We start from the raw sequence: 15,486 nt of genomic DNA, 5'->3' as shown, positions 1-15,486 counted from the left end.
GGGCGTCGAGTGTGCGATTCTCTCGACCTGAAACGCGCTGGGTGCGTGATCCGGCCGCCCCTTGGCGCGAACCGCCCCCGATGCGCGACTTTCCTGGCACTAAAGGCCTCCAATGCGCGAGAAGGCCCCCAAATCGTGCATTGGAGGCCCTTTGCGCCAGGTTTGGCCGCGCATCCGTCGCCCTTTGCGCTAACGGCCTCCAATGCGCGATGGCCACGCCGCGAACCGCCCCCGATGCGCGACTTCTTGTCGACAAGGGGCCAAAACCGCGCATCGAGACCCCTTCACGCCTCAACGGTCGCGCATCCGAGGGCCTTCGTGCCAACGCTACCCGCCATCGCGCATTTGGGGCTCCTTGCGGCGGCTTTCCGCTTGTCGCAAGGAGCCCCATTGCTTGGAAGCGTCAAAAAAGGAGGGCGACCGTGGCCGCCCTCCTCGTTAAGGATGCGTTTGAGCTTTGCCTTCTCCTTGCGGCGGTTGTACGCCGTGTCCCCATGGGGGCCGCCGCGGCACACCCAGCCGTTGTGCTTGGGCATGTGGGCCCGCGTGACGTCCAGGGCACTGATGGTGCCCACAGGGATGGGCTTGCGCTTCTTCCTTGTCATGGTGACCACCTCCTCTCCTCGCCTGCTCCGAAACCCCCCTAGTATATACAGAACAGATGTTCTATACTAACCACAAAAGGAGGGAGTCATGTGCTTTGCCTATGGTGAGCAGGAGATAAACTACCTTCGCAAACGGGACAAGCGGCTTGGCCGCGTCATAGACCAGGTGGGGATTGTGCGTCGGGAGGTCGATCCAGACCTTTTTCGCTGCAGTGGTTCACCATATTGTGGGCCAGCAGATTTCCACCAAGGCGCAGGCAACGGTGTGGCGGCGGGTGCGCGAGAACCTCGGCGTCGTGAGCGCGGCAACCGTTCTCGGTGCGGGCGAAGAGCGCTTGCGGGGGCTTGGCCTCTCCGGGCGCAAGGTGTCTTATATCACGGACTTCGCCCGCCGTGTGCGTGATGGGTCGTTTGACATCGATGCAGTGAGCGCCATGGAAGACGGCGATGCCGTGGCGGCCCTTAGCTCCCTCAAGGGCGTAGGGGTGTGGACGGCCGAGATGATCTTGCTGTTCTGCCTGCAGCGTCCAGATGTGTTCAGCTACGGAGACCTGGCCATTCATCGGGGCATTTGCATGGTGTATCGGCATCGTGAGGTGGGACCGGAGAGGTTCGAGCGGTATAGGCGTCGCTTCAGCCCCTACGGGAGCGTGGCCAGCTTGTATCTCTGGGCTGTGGCCGGAGGGGAAGTGCCAGGGCTGTCCGATCCGGCCGTGTCGGCGGCAGTCAAGAGCGGGCGTGCAGAAAGGGGTGCATCATGATTTATGGGCACAGGTACGAGTCTCCGCTGGGAACCGTATGCATGGAGAGCGACGGCGAGGCGCTGTGCGGCCTGTGGTTTGCGGACCAAGAGGAAGCTGCGGCCAAGGGGGCAGATGAGGCGGCGAGGGAGGAGGAGACCCTGCCCGTCTTTGCTCAGGCAGACAGCTGGCTCGATGCTTATTTTACCGGGGAAGAGCCGGGCCCTGTGCCTAAACTCAGGCTGGAGGGTACGCCCTTCCGTCGGCGCGTGTGGGAAATCCTGCAAACCATTCCCTATGGACAGACCGTGACCTATGGGCAGATTGCGCGACAGCTGGCCGAGGAGCGCGGTATCGAGCGGATGAGCGCCCAGGCGGTCGGTGCCGCCGTGGGACACAACCCTGTCTCACTCATGATGCCGTGCCATCGTGTGGTGGGCGTTGGGGGAGAGCTCACGGGCTATGCAGGAGGCATCGAGCGCAAAGCGGCGCTGCTGGCGTTGGAGAGGGAGTAGGGCTACAGCCGCTTTGCCAGCTCCTCGCCCAGACGGTGCGGGATACCCACCACGAGCGCATTCCCCATGCAGAAGGCTCGATGCCCGTCTGTCATCCCGGTGTTGGTCCAACCCTTGGGAAACATTTGAATTTGGTCGAGTTCGTCCGGCACCAGCCTGCGGATGCGGCCGGAGTCGCCTCGCACAGCGTGCTTCATGCGACTGGCCCCCTTGCCACCTTCGCTTGTGAGAATGGTGCGGGCGGGCTTGTCCGTCGGGTCGGGCCAGGGCATGGAGCCCTCGGTATAGACGTAGGGGTGGCCGCTCTTGGACACACGGTCGATACGCTTGGCAGCGCGCCCGGCTTCCCATGCGGGGATCTTGTCCTCCTCGATAAAAAACTCTGCCGGGACCTCGGCGTCAGGAACGAGAAGGTCACCAAGGGTCATTCGATTGCCCTCATAGGTAGCGAACGTTTTGGCGGTGAACACCGTGCCGTTCTGCATGGCCCCGGCGTTCATGAATGGCGAGACGGTGAGGCCCCTTCCAAAGGTCTTGCTCACCTCATAGGGATCCTTGTCCACTGAGAACGACCCGCGACCGCCCACTGCGGGGAGAACCGGGAAGGCTTTGGCAAAGAGACCGCTGTCCATGACGCGGTCAGGGAGGTCCCAGGTCCTGTCGGCGAGCTCTCCAAAGATGTAGACGCGGCGGCGCTTCTGGGGCATTCCGTAGTCTGCGGCGTTAATCACCCGCCATTCAACGGAGTACCCCTCTTCGGCAAGGCACGAGAGCATGATGGCAAAATCGCGGCCACGTTGGTTGCCCGGGCTTTTGAGGAGGCGGTCGACGTTCTCGAGGAGGAGGTACCGGGGCTTCCTGAGATGCAGAAGCCGGTAAATGGACCACCAGAGCACGCCCTTCTTGCCCTCTATTCCCGAGGCTTGGTTCTTTGGGCGGGCAACGGAGTAGTCCTGGCAGGGAAACCCACCGACAAGCATGTCGAAGTCGGGAATCTCGGTTTTTCCTTCCTCAAGGTCGTTGAGTACCTGCTCGATGTCCCGGTTGACGCAGCTGCCCGTACCGAACCGCTCCTCGTAGCAACGCCAGGCAAATTGCTTCCGCTCCGTTCCCGGTGGCTCCCATTGGTTTGCCCACACGGTCTTGAAGGGACCGGACGAGGGGAGGGACTACATCCCCTATCTCGCCAACATCGACTCGTCCCTGTTCGGCCTCTCGGTGTGCCTGGTCGACGGCACCTGCTTCTCCCTTGGCGATGCGGCCCATCCCTTTGGCGTCGAGTCCATATCCAAGGTCTTCACGGCCGCCCTCATCCTCAAGCAGCTGGGGCCCGAGGCCGTGCGCGAGAAGATCGGTGCTGATGCCACGGGCCTTCCTTTCAACTCCATCATGGCCATCATCCTGGAAAACCACAGCCCCTCAACGCCGCTGGTGAACGCCGGGGCCATCTCGGCCTGCTCCCTCGTCGAGCCGACCGGCAACTTCGATGCCAAATGGGCGGCCATCCTGCAGAACTTCGAAGATCTCTGCGGGTCGCCCGTCTCTCTCATCGACGAGCTCTACCGCTCGGAGAGCGCCACCAACTTTGACAACCGCTCCATCGCCTGGCTGCTCAGGGACTACGGCCGCATCTACGACGACGTGGACCTCTCGCTCGACCTCTACACACGTCAGTGCTCCCTCGCCGTGACGGCCGAGCAGCTGGCCCATGCGGCCGCCACCATCGCCAACGGCGGCGTGTCGCCGACAGGAGGCAAGGAGGTCCTCTCGGCGGACCTCGCCCGCAAGCTCACGTCGCTCATCTGCACCGTGGGCTTCTACCAGTCCACGGGCGACTGGCTCTACCGCACCGGCATCCCGGCCAAGTCCGGCGTGGGCGGCGGCATCCTCGCCGTGGTGCCCGGCGTCATGGGCATCGGAGCCTTCGCCCCGCCCCTGGACGCGGCGGGCAACTCCGTGCGCGGCCAGGAGGCCGTGGCGGCGCTGGGGGAGGAGCTGGGCCTCAACGTGTTCCAAGGGTAGGGGCCTCTGTCGTGTCCGTGGGCCGTGACAAGGGCCCGCGCGGTCCGGGTATCTGCCCTGCAGTCAACCGTGCCCAGAGGAGGAACCCCATGCTCGAGAACGACATCGCCCAGCTCGTGCGCGAGAACGCGCCCACCGTCGCTTCCCAGATCCGCCGCCAGCCCAAGCTCTGGGAGAAGGTGCTCGACCTCTACCGCGAGGTGGAGCCCGACGTCAACGCCCTCGTGGGCCGCGCCCGCGCCGCCGCGGGCGTCCTCGGGGGAGACACCCCCGAGGACGGCGTGGACGGCACCCTGACCGTCGTCCTCACGGGCAGCGGCTCGGCCCTGGACGCCGCTGTGTCGGCCGCCGAGGGCCTGTCCGTGAGCGGCGTGGGCGGCTGCGACTACCTCTGCGCCGCCGCCGAGGACCTCGCCCGCGCTCCCAAGGACACCCTGCGCGATGCCGAGCATGTGCTGCTCGTGGCCCTCTCCTGCGGCGACGACGCCGCGCTCGGGCAGGCCGTGGCAGCGGTGCGCGCCAACGTCAAGGGCCTCTTCGTGCTGGGCCTCACCTGCGACCCGGCCGACGGCATCGCCAGCGCCGTGGTACCCGACGAGGACGGCCTCGTGATCGCCCTCCCCGACGTCGCCTCCGCCGCCGACGGGAGGGCCACCGCCGAGGCCTCCCTGGAGCCTGCGGACCTCGCCGGCTTCACCTGCCTCACCCTCATGGCCAATCTCTGCCTGGGCGCCGACGACCTGCGCGCCAAGGACAACTGGACCCGGATCGCCGTGCGCATGGGCGAGATGGTGGTCATGCGCGAGACCGCCCTCTCCTCCCTCGTGCTGGAGCCCTTCGACTCCCTGGTCTTCCTCGCCAGTGGCACCCACTTCCAGGGCGTCGCCCGCGAGGCCGTGGTGCAGGCCGCCAACTTCGCCGGCCTCGGCCGCGGCGGCGTCTCGCCCCAGGTGTCCCGCGGCGACCTCGTGAGCGCCGCCGGCGACGGCGACGTCACCCACGACGCCCTGGCCGTGGCCTTCATCGGCGGCTCCGACGACGAGAAGGCGTCCCAGGTGGCCTCCCTCAAGTCGCTCGACGGTGCCGAGAACGGCTGCACCCCCGTGGCCGTGCAGCAGGACGTGGCCCCCGTCTACCCCGGCCGCGCCTTCTCCTTCGACGGCTTCGCGGCCATCCCCGCCGCCTACCTTGCGCTGCCGTACCTCATGGCGGCCCAGGTGCTGCTCCTCATGGCCTCGGTGAAGTAACGTGGGGTGCGGGGCCCAGCGCCCCGCTCAGCGTCCGGCATCCCAGACCCAAGGAGACCCCATGGTAACCTACGCCATCCACGCCAACTCGTTCTTCCTGCCCGGCGGCCCCACCGGCCCCGGCTACCTCACCGTCACCGACGGCGTCTTCGGCGCCTTCTCCACCGACGCCCCCTCGGGCGTGGAGCGCATCGACGAGCGCGACCTCGTGGCCCCCGGCCTCGTGGACACGCACATCCACGGTTTCGACGGTCACGACGTCATGGACCTCTCCGCCGACGGTCTCGACGCCATGGCGGCCGGCCTCGTGCGCAACGGCTGCACGAGCTTCTTCCCCACCACCCTCACGGCGCCCACGGAGCGCATCGCCGAGGCCTGTTCCATCGCCGCTGCCCACGTGAACAAGCCCGGGTGTGCCAAGGTCCAGGGCATCTACCTCGAGGGACCGTGGTTCTCCGAGACGTACAAGGGCGCCCAGAACCCCGCCTACATGGGCAACCCCGACCTCCACGTGCTCGAGCACTGGATGGACTGCGCCGACGGCTTGGCCTTCAAGATCGCCCTCGCCCCCGAGAACGACGGCGCCGCCGAGTTCGTGGCCAAGGCCACGGCCATGGGCGCCGTGGTCGCCCTGGGTCACTCTAACGCCACCTACGAGGAGGCCCGTCGCGCCGTGGACGCCGGCGCCACGGTGTTCGTGCACACCTACAACGCCATGAGCCCGCTGCACCACCGCGAGCCCGGCATGGTGGGCGCCGCCCTCACCTGCCCCGGCGTCTACGACGAGATCATCTGCGACGGCAACCACGTGAACCCGGTGTCGGTGAACGTGGTCATGCGCGCCCGCGGCAAGGACCAGGTGTGCCTCATCACCGACTGCCTGGCCGCCGGCGGCATGCCCGAGGGCGACTACGTGATGGAGGGCCTGCCCATCACCGTCAAGGACGGCCAGGCGCGCCTCAAGGACGGCGGCAACCTCGCTGGTTCCATCGTGGGCCTCTGCCAGTGCGTGAGGAACGTGGTGGACTGGGGGCTCGCCACCCCGGCCGAGGCCGTGGCCATGGCCACCGTCAACCCGGCTAGGAGCGCGGGCGTGGACGACGTCTGCGGCTCCATCAAGCCGGGCCGCGCGGCCGACATGGCGTGCTTCACCTCCTCCATGGATCTGGAGGCCACCTACGTGGACGGCGAGGTGGCCTGGGAGGCCTAGGCGCCGTCCGGACCCCCGTTCCACCGTGGCGCCCCGACCTTCCCGGCCGGGGCGCTTTTCTTCTTTGATGGATGGGCCCTTGGGGCGAAAGACGCCCTTCTCGGCGGGTACCAAAGGCAGAACCGGGACCGCCGCAGGCGGACCACCACGAGCCCCGAGGGCTCCGACCGAAAGGACCTGTCATGGACTTCAAGGAGATGGCCGACAAGGTGGCCGACGGCGCCAAGGACCTGGCCGAGAAGGCCGCCGACGCCGCCAAGGACTTGGGCGAGGGCGCCAAGGACGTGGCCGGCAAGGCCGCCGACGGCGCCAAGGAGGGTGCCGACAAGGCCGCCGACGTCGCCAAGGACCTCGCCGACAAGGCCGGCGACGTGGCCAAGGGCCTGGGCGACAAGCTCAAGCACTAACCCCCGTGCCCCGACCTCATCATGGGCATGCGGCGCCGGACCCCCAGGGCCCGGCGCCTTTTTCATGGGCGGCGAGGGTGCCACTTGACGGTTCTGTGCGCCGTGCAACGCCGCCCCCGACAGGGCTACGAACCCCGTGGGCCATGGTTGCGAGGGAGATGACCGCGATGGAACGGGAGCACGGACGGACGGCGGGGGAGCGGCCCCCGGTGGGGCAGGGGCGGCACGACTGCCCGGTGGTCCTCGTCCACGGCATCGCCGCCCACGACCGCGGCATCCACCGCTCGCCCCTGTGGGGCCGCGTGCCCGACGCCTTGCGCGAGCACGGGTACGCGGTGTTCTTCGGTGACACGGACGCCTGGGGCTCCGTGCGCTCCAACGGCAGGAGGCTGGTCCGCACCGTCGAGGAGGTCCTGGCTGAGACCGGTGCCCCTCAGGTGGTCCTCGTCGCCCACTCCAAGGGCGGCCTCGACGTTCGCTCGGCCCTACTCGAGCCCGGCATGGCCGCCAAGGTGCGCGGGGTGGCGACGCTCTCGAGCCCCCACCGGGGCATGCGCTTCTGCAGCCTTCTCAACCGGTCGCGCTTCTTGCTGCCCCATGTGGTGTCGCATCTCGTCAACGGCTGGAGCCGCCTGCGGGGCGACCGCGCCCCCGACTCCATCCAGGCCCTGCGCGACCTCACCGTGGAGGGTGCCCGGGCCTTGGCCGACCTCGAGCTCGACGAGGGGCGCCGCGCCCTCCTCGAGGCCGTGCCCTTCCGCTCCTTCGGGTTCCGCAGCCGCCAGCGCCGCTACCCCAGGAACCACGTGGCGGCCGTGGTGCGCCACCTCGACGGCGAGAACGACGGCCTCGTGCCCCTCGGGGCCACGGCCCACGGGCGCCACGGGGTGATGACGGCCCAGGGGCGCATCGACCATGACGACTGCACCGACCGGGCCGGCCGGGACCTCGAGCTGATGGACGAGGAGGGGTCGACCTTCCGGTCGCCGGCGGAGTTCGTGGCAGCGGTGGTGGACGACCTCGAGGCGTCGTAGGGGAGAGACGGGGCCTGCCTGCAGCGGGAGGCCTATCCCCGCAGCCGCCGCCGTTGGTAGAGGCCGTGGTCCGAGAAGCCGATCCTCCGGTAGTAGGGGCGTGTCCCCACGGCGCTGATGACGTCCACGGCCCCGTACCCCTCTCGTGCCGCCTGGGCGCAGGCCTCCTCGACAAGGGCACGCCCCAGGCCGCGGTGCTGGGCGCCCGGCTGCACCTGGCCCAGCTCCGAGACCCGGCCGTATACGTGGAGCTCGCGGATCATGGCAACCCCGCCGCCATGGGGCAGCGACAGGCGGCAGAACCCGGCGATGCGCCCGTCCGGCGCCTGCCACGAGAGGAAGCGCTCCTCGGTGTCGGCCGTGGCGTAGGGGAAGGTGGCCAGCGAGAGCGAGTCTGGGTCCTGCTCGGCGCCTGCGATCTCGCGCTGGCGGATCTCGGCTACGGGGCGCCCCTCGGCGGCGAGGCGGTCCTCCACGGCCTGGCGGAGGTTGGCCTCGCGGCTGCCGGCCACGATGTCCTTGGCGGAGAAGTCGCGGATCATGCGGGAGATGCGCAGGTAGGGAGGGCAGGAGGCGACGTCGGCGGCCATGACGTCGATGAGCTCGTCGCGGGTGTAGGGGCGCCAGAGCCCGGCCCGCCAGTCGCGCTCCAGGGCGGTGCCGGCGATGAGGGTGCAGGGGTAGAGCTTCACCTCGTCGGGACGGAAGCGCCGGTCGCCCATCAGGCGGGCGAAGTCGGCCTTGTCCGCCTCGGGCGTGGCGCCGGGTAGGTTGGCCATCATGTGGGCGTGGACCTTGAACCCGTGGCGCCGGGTCAGGGAGAAGGCGCGGGCCACGCAGTCGGCGTCGGCGGAGCGGTCGCTGGCAAAGAGCCGGTCGCCGTCCAGGCTCTGCACGCCCAGCTGCACCTTTGTGGCGCCCAGCCAGCGCATGGCATAGAGGCTCTGCTCGCTCACCGCGTCGGGCCGCGTTTCCAGCGAGAGCCCCACGCAGCGGCAGGCGGCGTCCTCGTTGGCTCGATGGGCCGCCTCCACGCGGTCCCAGCCGGCCCGGTGCTCCTCGGCCAAGGCGCGCCAGCGCGAATCGGTGCCGTAGAGGCGCTTCCATGCGGCGTTGTAGGAGAGCTCGCCGGCAGCGACAGGAGCCTGCACGCCTGCGCACTCCTCGGCCCGGCGCTCCCCGACGGCCGAGAAGCCCCGCTCCCGGTAGAGGTCGCGCAGTCGCTGGCGCTCGGACTGGGCCGCCGCGCCGCAGCCATCGTTCAGGGCCTCGAAAAGCCGCGCGACAAACCAGCGGCGCCAGGGCAGCGGGTAGTCGTCCCACGTGCCGCCCAACACGATGAGCTCCACTTTGTCCACGGGGTGCCCCATGGAGTGCAGCGTGGCGATGCGGCCGGAAACCTGCAGGTAGGGGTCGAAAAATGCCTGTTCGGCCCGCTGGCAGGCCGGCTCGTTGGCAAGGTAGCTCTTGGGCATGCGCATGTCGCAGGGGCAGTAGCGGCAGCGGCCGGCGCAGGGCCACGGCTTGCAGATCACCGTGACCGTTGCCACACCCGATGCCGTGCGGCGGGGCTTTGCCCGCAGCAGCCTCACCAGGCGCTCCCGGCAGACGTCGTCCACGCCCAGGCGCTCCCAGTGGCCGGGGTCGGCCTCCTCCCGGGCTAGGAGGTAGGGGAGGAGCCGACGTTTGCTCAGGTGGCGCGAGGTGTCGGTCACGCCGGCGTTGCGGGAGCGGATGAAGCGCAGGAGCCAGCGCTCGTCGGGCAGGTCGTCGCGGCCCCGGAGCTCGGCGGCAAGGTCGAGGATGGCGGCCTCGGGGGAGGGGGCGTCCGGGTGTCTTCGGTCCAAGGCGGACGGCTCCTCTCAGGTGGGGGCGGGGTGGCGCCGGACCGGGCGCCGCGGCAGCGTGCCGGGTCCCGGTGCTGGTACGGTGGTGCGCAGAGCAGTGTATAGCAACGGGGCCCGGGAGCGGGCCATGGAGCGGGCCATGGGGCGGCGACGGCGGGAGGCGCGGTGGACGAGAGGGCGGCACGGCTGGCGGACCGGCTCACGGCCGGGTTCTACGCCCGGTACGGCGAGAGCTTCTCGACGACGCGCACGGGCGGCTGGCCGGGGTGGTCGCGGCTGGAGGGGCCGCTGCGTGCCGTGGCGCGTCGGGCGGCCGACGAGGGCCGGGCGCTCCGGGTGCTCGACCTCGGCTGCGGCAACCTGCGCTTCGAGCGCTGGTTGGAGGGCCTGCTGCCCTGCGCGGCCGTGGAGACCGTGGGCCTGGACCGCGAGCCGGGGCTGGCGGCGGGCGCTGCCGGCGACGGGGCGGGTGCCGGGTCGGATGGGCCGGCCGCGGGTCTCTCGGCGGAGGTCGTGGCGGCCGAGTTCGGCGACGGATGGGGGCTGCCGGCGGCGCTCGAGGGGGCCTTCGACATGGCGGTGGCCTTCGGGCTGCTGCACCATCTCACCGGCTTCCGCGGGCGCCGTGCCGTGATGGAGGGCCTGGCCCGGGCGCTGGCACCGGGCGGCGTCGCTGCGGCGTCGTGCTGGAGGTTCCTCGACGACCGGCGCCTGGCGGAGAAGGCCCGGGGGGCCACGGCCGACGCGCTGGCCCGGTGGCCGGGGCTCGCGGGGCGGCTGGGCCCGGGCGACGCGTTCCTCGGATGGCAGGGCGAGGAGGGCGTGTTCCGGTTCTGCCACGCCGTGGACGAGGCCGAGCTGGACCGCCTGGTCGCCGCCGCCACGGCCGCGGCCCCCGGCGTGCGCGAGGCGGGGCGCTTCTCGGCGGACGGTCGGTCGGGCGAGCTCAACCGCTACACGGTGCTGGCCCGCTGACAGACCGACAAACCACTCGGACACTTTTGTCCCAATGGTCGGGCACTTTTGTCCCACTGCCCGGGTTCTGGAGGGGTTTCGGGCGGTACCGCGGGGTGCTGCTGCCAAACGCGCGTCAATCGTTTGGTGGTTTCTCTCCTCCTCAAACGGCAAAAACCACCAAACGGCGTGCTGTTTGGTGGTTTAAATCAACTTATGCACCAAAAAGTACCAAACGACCGAGGGTCCCGGTGCCCGGGCGCCCGCTGCATCCGCCAGGCAGCGGGCGCCCGGATGCAACGGAGCCGCGAGCGGAGCGCGGGCGGTGACCGGGGGGGGGTGCGCCGTTGCCTCCCTCGACTGTGGGGCCGCCCTATGCTCCGGGCCCTGTCGGACGCATGATGCCGCGGGGCGCCGCTCAGCCCGGGAACGGCCCGCGCCGCGGCTTGGGCTTGGGACGCACCCGGGCGCATACCCGGCGCCGGCCCTTGGGGCGCCACTCGGTCTTGACCGTGTGCTCCGAGGGGTCCCATGCCTGGGAGGTCTCCCAGACCTGCCGGTGGAAGGCGCGCACCTCGGGGTCGACCTTGAGCCAGAGGGGGTCCACCGGCTGCGTGAGCGCGAGGTCGCCCACGGACCGCACCCGTGAGAGGGCCACGTAGAGCTGGCCGTTCTCAAAGCACACCGGGTCCAGGTTCATGGCGTCCAGCGTGAGGCCCTGGGTCTTGTGGATGGTCATGGCCCAGGCCAGCCGCAGGGGCATCTGGGTGAAGGTGCCGCGCTCCACCTCGCGGAGCTCGCCCTCGTCCTCGTCGTACTCGTAGTCCACGGCGCTCCAGGTGACGGGCTCCACGGCCACGGTGGCTCCGGAGTCCAGGCGCACCCGCACCGTTTTGGATCCCGAGAAGCCCACCACCTCGCCGCACGACCCGTTGACGAAGCGGTCCTGCGGGTCGTTCTTGCAGCACACCACGCGGGCGCCGCGCTTGAGGACCACGGTCTCGTCCACGGGGTTGCCGCACCCGAACTCGCCGCTGCGCTCGGAGCGGTACACGTGCTCCTGGCCGGTGAGGGCGGCGAGGCGCTCTTGGTTCACGCGGTCCACCACGCGGTTGGTGGCGGCCACGAAGGGCGCGCCGGGGATGGGGTCGTGGCGCGCCTGCTCCCAGATCCAGCGGCACGTGGCGCGGTCGCCCTTGCGCAGGTTGGTGAGGGCGTCGAGGAAGGCGGCGTCCTGCTGGCGGTGGCACTGGGTGAGCACGAAGGGGTGGAAGTCCCAGGAGGCCCAGGTGCGCCCCTGGAAGGCGAAGGGCCCGCGCCAGAGGAGGCCGTACTCGTCGCGCAGGGCGTCGAGGTCGTTGCCGGCGGTGACGGGCGGGAGCTGCGAGAAGTCGCCCACCACCACGAGCTGGGGCCGGGGCCGCACCTTGCGGAGAATCGCCGTGACGGCGTCGAAGACGTCGCACCGCAGCATGGAGACCTCGTCGATGACGACGACGTCCGCCTCCGAGACGGGCTCGCGCACCCTGAGGCGGCTGTCCCTGCCGAGGACCCCGATGCCCAGGTGGAAGGCCCGGTGCACGGTGGTGCCGCCGACGTTGACGGCGGCGATGCCGGTGGGGGCGCACACCACGACGTTGCGGCGGAGCTCCTTGAGGCGGCGTCGGGCCTCCTGGATCACGAATGACTTGCCGCAGCCGGCGCCGCCGGTGAGAAAGACGTTCTCGCCGGCCACGATGGCCTCGATGGCGGCCCGCTGGCACGGGTCGGCCGCGTCCGTCTCCGGTTCGTCGCGGGTGTTATCGGGCTCTGGCGCCATGGTTCCTCCGTCTCCCCTGGGCACGGCCGTTCCATCATAGCGCCAAAACGGAACAGGTGTTCTAACGACCGCGAGGTGGGCGCCCCGTGGCGGGGCCTTGGCGCCCCGGCCGATCCCGTGCGGCGAGGCAGCGCCGATGCGCGATGGCCCTGCGTCGAAAGGGGCCCGATGCGCGATGGCTCGGTGAGGCGGCTCCGATGCGTGACGGTTTCTCGTCGATGGGGCCCCGATGCGCGAAAAACGCCGGAAATCGCGCACTGGGTCCTTTTCGGGGTGTCCGGACCGCGCATCCGACATGTTTCGCGGAGTCGTCGCGCATCGGAGGCCCTTCGCCGCGCCCCGCCGGACCGGTGCGGGCCCGCGATGGACAGGGCGGCGCACCGGGATCCTCTCGGCCGTGTCTCCTCGCTCCGGAACCCGGTGGCGGCGTCGCGACGGCTGGGGAGCCGCGCCCCCCAACGCCCCCCAAGCCCCTGCTCATAGCCGCATCTACCTGCGAAAACGGTCCGCAGTTTTTACACAGCCCCTAATGAAGGGGGCACCGGGCCCCCGCCGAGAAGGAAGGGGCCGACATGGCTTCCAACGGAAGGAGGGGGCGCCCCACCCCCATGGACCCGGCTTGCTGTTCACGGATTGAACAGCTTGGCTGGGACCTGGGAGGCGTTGGCATGGACCAGGGCACGGTGCGGGGAGGATGGAGGATCTCGGAGGTCGAGCGGCTGCTCGGCCTCGGTCGCCGCGACATCCAGCGGGCCTGCTACGGGGGCCGCGGCGGCGTGGCCATCCTCGACCCCACCGACACCGCCTGGGGCAGGCGCACCTACGACGGGCACGACCTCGCGCAGCTCTTTCTCGTGGGGCAGCTGCGCCGTCGGGGGCTCAGCCTCCCGGAGGTCAAGGCGGAGTTCGAGGACAGCCGCGCCGCCGGCCGCACGGTGGAGGACATGCTCGCCGTGCAGGTGGCGCGTCTGCGCGAGCAGGCCGAGGAGGTCGCGGGGCGGTTGCTCCAGGCCGAGGCCCTCCTCGCCGCGGTGGGCGGGGATGTCGGGGCGGTGGAGGGCATCGTGGCCCGCCACGTGCGCGTGCAGGAGGCCCTGGACCCGGACCTGCCCTCCGGCGACGACGGTGGCCGTGTGCCGTCGCCGTTGGCGGTCCTCCTCGCCGCGCCGGGGCTCGTGGACGGGCCGGGCATGGCGTTGGCTGTGGACCTCTGGCTTGGGCCGGGTTCGTCGGAGGCGGTGCGAAAGGCGGCGGAGGCCGCCGCTACGAGAGAAGAGACGATTGGAGAGAGCGATGAGAAGAAACGTTGAGACACCGGTGGGGCGTCGGGCTTTCCTGGGGGCCCTGTGTCTCTCGGCCCTGGGTATCGCAGGGTGCGGGCGCGGCGGCTCCCCGGCAGGCGGCGACGCCTCCGGTGGTGGGCAGCCTGCGACCTCGGCCCCTGCCGAGGAGGAGCCCAAGACCTCCTCGGACCCCCATGTGCAGTACATCAAGAACTACAAGGGCAAGAACGCGGCGTCCGTGGGCTACACCGCGCTCAACACCTTTCGCATGGACACGCTGGGCGGCGCCTACATCCGCCTCGTCTATGTGGACCCGACGGGTGTCTTCGTCGACCCGGAGAACGAGGACCAGCTCAAGGAGTATGTGGTGTTCGACCAGAACCTGCCGCAGAACACCCAGGTGGACATCGTCTTCGAGACCGACGAGGAAGGCAGGGAATACGAGCACGTGGTCGACTGGCAGACCCATGAGCAGGTGGTGCTCGCCGTCAAGAAGGTGGGGGAGCCCGACCCCCAGCCGGTGAACATGACGCCCATCGACCCCGCCCCCGACGAGTACACCGCCTTCGTGCGCGATTATGTGGGCCGCAACCTGGCCGAATGCGGCTACGAGTCACTGGCGGGCAAGCTGACCGACGCCTACGGCCCCGGCTACGTCACGCTTGTGCCCGCGAGCGACGACGGCTCCTACATCGACGCCTCGGTAAAGGAGTCGCTCGCCCAGTACGTGGTGGTCTCCCAGGACGTGGCGCCCAACACGCAGTTCACCATGGAGCCCACCACGGCCACCAACGGCGAGGTCTACGACCTCATCAGCTCCCAGTCCCTCGAGACCGTGAGCCTGTCGGTGCGCCGCCTGGAGCAGTGAGCGCCTGAAGACACCGGTGGCCCGGTCGCGAACCGTCGCGACCGGGCCACCTTTCTCGGCGACTTTTCCCGCCCGTCTTAGGCGCGGCCGGTGGAGCCGAGGTTGTCCATGTGGGACTTCACGATGGCGCAGATGTTGGCCATGCCGTCCACGGCCGGCTTCTTGGGGTCGAAGACGTCGGGGTTCTTGCCCATGTAGTCCATGAAGCCCTTCATGTACACCTGGCGCAGCTCGGTGGCGTAGTTCACCTTGCACACGCCGTTGCGGATGGCCTCGGCAACCTGGTCGTCGGGCACGCCGGAGGTGCCGTGGAGCACCAGCGGCACGTCCACGCGCTCGCGGATGGCCTTGAGGATGTCCTGCTCGATGTGGGGCGTGCCGTGGTAGACGCCGTGGGCCGTGCCCACGCCCACGGCCAGGGAGGTGCAGCCGGTGTGGCGCACGAACTCCTCGGCCTCGTCGGGGTCGGTGAAGGGGTTGCCCTGGCCGGCGTCGGGGCCGTCGTCCTCCTTGCCGCCCACCTTGCCGAGCTCGGCCTCCACGGGGATGCCGATGGAGGCGCCCACGCGGGCCACGGCCTCGGTCTTGCGGATGTTGTCCTCGAAGGTGTCGTGGCTGCCGTCGATCATGACGGAGGTGTAGCCGGCGTGCATGGCGTTCATGCAGAGGTCGAAGTCGCTGCCGTGGTCCAGGTGCAGGGCCACGGGCACGTCGGCGTTCTCGGCGGCGGCGTAGACGAGGCCCACGAAGTAGTCGAGGCCGGCGTACTTTACGGTGCTGGGGGTGGTCTGCATGATCACGGGGGAGTTCTGCTCCTCGGCGGCCTTGATCACGGCCATGACGAACTCGAGGCTCTCCACGTTGAAGGCGCCCACGGCGTAGTGGTTCTCCTGGGCGTCGAGCAGCATCTCACGGGTGGTGACGAGCATGGCGGT

General features: G+C 69.7%; 15 protein-coding genes. 10 read left to right on the top strand and 5 right to left on the bottom strand.

Going from position 1 to position 15,486, the window contains the following annotated elements; translation table 11 throughout:
• Positions 1-284: 284 nt before the first annotated feature.
• Positions 285-605 (bottom strand): hypothetical protein, encoded by a 321-nt coding sequence (locus tag OR600_RS07985; RefSeq protein WP_135978239.1) that lies wholly within the window; start codon positions 603-605, stop codon positions 285-287.
• Positions 606-832: 227 nt separating this feature from the next.
• Here OR600_RS07985 and OR600_RS07980 point away from each other — a divergent pair, with 227 nt between their 5' ends.
• Positions 833-1,366 carry a DNA-3-methyladenine glycosylase family protein gene (locus tag OR600_RS07980; RefSeq protein WP_265590966.1) on the top strand — a complete coding sequence of 178 codons (534 nt, stop codon included), beginning with the start codon at positions 833-835 and terminating at the stop codon, positions 1,364-1,366.
• Positions 1,363-1,860 carry a methylated-DNA--[protein]-cysteine S-methyltransferase gene (locus tag OR600_RS07975; RefSeq protein WP_135978241.1) on the top strand — a complete coding sequence of 166 codons (498 nt, stop codon included), beginning with the start codon at positions 1,363-1,365 and terminating at the stop codon, positions 1,858-1,860. The genes OR600_RS07980 and OR600_RS07975 overlap by 4 nt, the downstream gene beginning before the upstream one ends.
• A 2-nt stretch (positions 1,861-1,862) precedes the next feature.
• Here OR600_RS07975 and dcm read toward each other — a convergent pair whose 3' ends face one another.
• Positions 1,863-2,999: a DNA (cytosine-5-)-methyltransferase gene (dcm, locus tag OR600_RS07970; RefSeq protein ID WP_265590964.1), complete on the bottom strand. Its 1,137-nt coding sequence runs from the start codon at positions 2,997-2,999 to the stop codon at positions 1,863-1,865.
• 4 nt (positions 3,000-3,003) lie between these two features.
• Between dcm and glsA the strand changes: the two genes are divergently transcribed.
• The 5 genes from glsA to OR600_RS07945 all read left to right on the top strand — a co-directional run bounded on the left by glsA (position 3,004) and on the right by OR600_RS07945 (position 7,780).
• A complete protein-coding gene (glsA, locus tag OR600_RS07965) occupies positions 3,004-3,882 on the top strand; it encodes a glutaminase A (protein WP_265590963.1) in 879 nt (292 codons plus the stop codon).
• An 89-nt stretch (positions 3,883-3,971) separates the two neighbouring features.
• On the top strand, positions 3,972-5,129 hold the full coding sequence (locus tag OR600_RS07960) for a hypothetical protein (RefSeq protein WP_265590962.1): 1,158 nt from the start codon (positions 3,972-3,974) through the stop codon (positions 5,127-5,129).
• 61 nt (positions 5,130-5,190) lie between these two features.
• Positions 5,191-6,339: an N-acetylglucosamine-6-phosphate deacetylase gene (nagA, locus tag OR600_RS07955; RefSeq protein ID WP_251173753.1), complete on the top strand. Its 1,149-nt coding sequence runs from the start codon at positions 5,191-5,193 to the stop codon at positions 6,337-6,339.
• Between the two features lie 182 nt (positions 6,340-6,521).
• Entirely contained in the window at positions 6,522-6,746 is a 225-nt protein-coding gene (locus tag OR600_RS07950) for a hypothetical protein (protein WP_135978246.1), read from the top strand.
• 167 nt (positions 6,747-6,913) lie between these two features.
• Positions 6,914-7,780, top strand: a complete 867-nt coding sequence (locus OR600_RS07945; RefSeq protein ID WP_135978247.1) for an alpha/beta hydrolase — start codon at positions 6,914-6,916, stop codon at positions 7,778-7,780.
• A gap of 32 nt (positions 7,781-7,812) precedes the next feature.
• On the opposite strand, the gene OR600_RS07940 is transcribed toward OR600_RS07945, so the two are convergent.
• Entirely contained in the window at positions 7,813-9,627 is a 1,815-nt protein-coding gene (locus tag OR600_RS07940) for an elongator complex protein 3 (protein WP_265590961.1), read from the bottom strand.
• A gap of 165 nt (positions 9,628-9,792) precedes the next feature.
• On the opposite strand from OR600_RS07940, the gene OR600_RS07935 reads away from it, so the two are divergent.
• On the top strand, positions 9,793-10,602 hold the full coding sequence (locus tag OR600_RS07935) for a class I SAM-dependent methyltransferase (protein WP_135978248.1): 810 nt from the start codon (positions 9,793-9,795) through the stop codon (positions 10,600-10,602).
• A gap of 397 nt (positions 10,603-10,999) precedes the next feature.
• Here the strand turns inward: OR600_RS07935 and OR600_RS07930 are convergent, their stop codons facing one another.
• Positions 11,000-12,400: an ATP-dependent DNA helicase gene (locus tag OR600_RS07930; RefSeq protein ID WP_265590960.1), complete on the bottom strand. Its 1,401-nt coding sequence runs from the start codon at positions 12,398-12,400 to the stop codon at positions 11,000-11,002.
• A 668-nt stretch (positions 12,401-13,068) separates the two neighbouring features.
• Between OR600_RS07930 and OR600_RS07925 the strand changes: the two genes are divergently transcribed.
• Both OR600_RS07925 and OR600_RS07920 read left to right on the top strand, forming a co-directional pair.
• Positions 13,069-13,710 (top strand): MerR family transcriptional regulator, encoded by a 642-nt coding sequence (locus OR600_RS07925; protein ID WP_265590959.1) that lies wholly within the window; start codon positions 13,069-13,071, stop codon positions 13,708-13,710.
• Positions 13,694-14,551, top strand: a complete 858-nt coding sequence (locus OR600_RS07920) for a hypothetical protein (protein ID WP_265590958.1) — start codon at positions 13,694-13,696, stop codon at positions 14,549-14,551. The genes OR600_RS07925 and OR600_RS07920 overlap by 17 nt, the downstream gene beginning before the upstream one ends.
• 77 nt (positions 14,552-14,628) lie before the next feature.
• Here the strand turns inward: OR600_RS07920 and OR600_RS07915 are convergent, their stop codons facing one another.
• Complete coding sequence (locus OR600_RS07915; protein WP_265590957.1) at positions 14,629-15,480, bottom strand: class II fructose-bisphosphate aldolase; 852 nt, start codon at positions 15,478-15,480, stop codon at positions 14,629-14,631.
• Positions 15,481-15,486: the final 6 nt, after the last annotated feature.

Origin of the sequence: Granulimonas faecalis, assembly GCF_022834715.1 — a bacterium.
GTDB lineage: Bacteria > Actinomycetota > Coriobacteriia > Coriobacteriales > Atopobiaceae > Granulimonas > Granulimonas faecalis.
Note: the sequence above shows the minus strand (reverse complement) of the source record. Positions and strands in the feature narration are given on the sequence as shown.